This is a genomic window from Paracraurococcus lichenis, assembly GCF_030657435.1.
GTDB classification, from domain to species: Bacteria; Pseudomonadota; Alphaproteobacteria; order Acetobacterales; family Acetobacteraceae; genus Paracraurococcus; species Paracraurococcus lichenis.
On the sequence record NZ_JAUTWS010000333.1, the window covers coordinates 1 to 1,085 of the forward strand.

General features: G+C 69.8%; 2 protein-coding genes. Both read left to right on the forward strand.

Annotated features, from left to right (window positions below; genetic code table 11):
• Positions 1-115: H-NS histone family protein (locus Q7A36_RS42005; RefSeq protein ID WP_370655812.1), on the forward strand; the 115-nt coding region annotated here is incomplete at its 5' end.
• Positions 116-149: 34 nt separating this feature from the next.
• Complete coding sequence (locus Q7A36_RS40060; protein ID WP_305109368.1) at positions 150-1,073, forward strand: isocitrate lyase/PEP mutase family protein; 924 nt, start codon at positions 150-152, stop codon at positions 1,071-1,073.
• Positions 1,074-1,085 lie beyond the last annotated feature (12 nt).

The window sequence follows — 1,085 nt, forward strand, 5'->3', positions numbered from 1 at the left end:
ATACAGGGGCCCCAATGGGGAAACCTGGAGTGGACGGGGAAGGCTTCCCAAATGGCTCCATGCTGCCGAAGCTGAGGGAAAGTCGAGGGACAGCTTCCTGATCAGGGCGGAATAGCCAGTATCTCCGAGTGGCATTGCGCTGTGCCAGAGTGCTAGCGGCAGGTAAACGCCAGCGACCTCGCCATGTTCCAACCTTTTGGGGCCCGCCCTTGGATGCAGGAGGCGGCCGGTACTCCCGGGCGACACCAACCAACCCTTGGGACGCCGATTCGCCCCGGATGCTCGCAGCCCTCGGTTTCGAGGCGCTGGCGACGCCCTCGGGTGCCTGGGCCGGCACGCTCGGCCGGCGCGACGGGGCGGTCATGCGGGAGGAGGCGCTCGCCCACGCGCGGGCCATCGTTGAGGCGACAGACCTGCCGATGTCGGCCGACCTCGAGCGCTGCTTCGCTGACGAGCCCGCCGGCGTGGCGGAGACGATCCATCTGGCCGCCGGCGTCGGCTTGGCTGGCGCCTCGGTGGAGGACGCGACCGGTCGCCCGGAGCGGCCGCTCTGCGGCCTGGAGGAGGCCACGGCCCGCGTGCGGGCCGCAGCGGAGCAGGCGCGCAGCTTCGGCGTTTTCATCATTCTGACGGCGCGGGCGGAGAACTTCCTCCGCGGCAATCCGGACCTCGGCGACACCATCGCGCGGTTGCAAGCCTACGAGGCGGCCGGGGCAGATGTGCTGATGGCGCCTGGCCTGCCTGACCTTGACGCGGTGCGGGCGGTCTGCGCCGCACTGTCACGCCCCTTCAAATTCATGGCCGGGACCAAGGGAAAGTCGTTCCCGGTTGCGGAACTCGCGGCGGCCGGAGTGAAGCGGGCCAGCCTCGCCACCTCGCTCTACCGCGCCGCGTTGACCGGCGTGGTGGGGGCCGCACGCGAAGTGAAGAAGCGGGGCAGCTTCGGCTATGTCGAAACGTCACTGTACACGCCCGAGGTCAACCGCCTCATGCAGCGACGTGGCGTTTCGCGCCGCTGGCCGACGCGGCTGCTCCTGGCCGCAGCAGCTTGGCACGGATCGGCGCCGCCGTGAGGCCTTCCACCT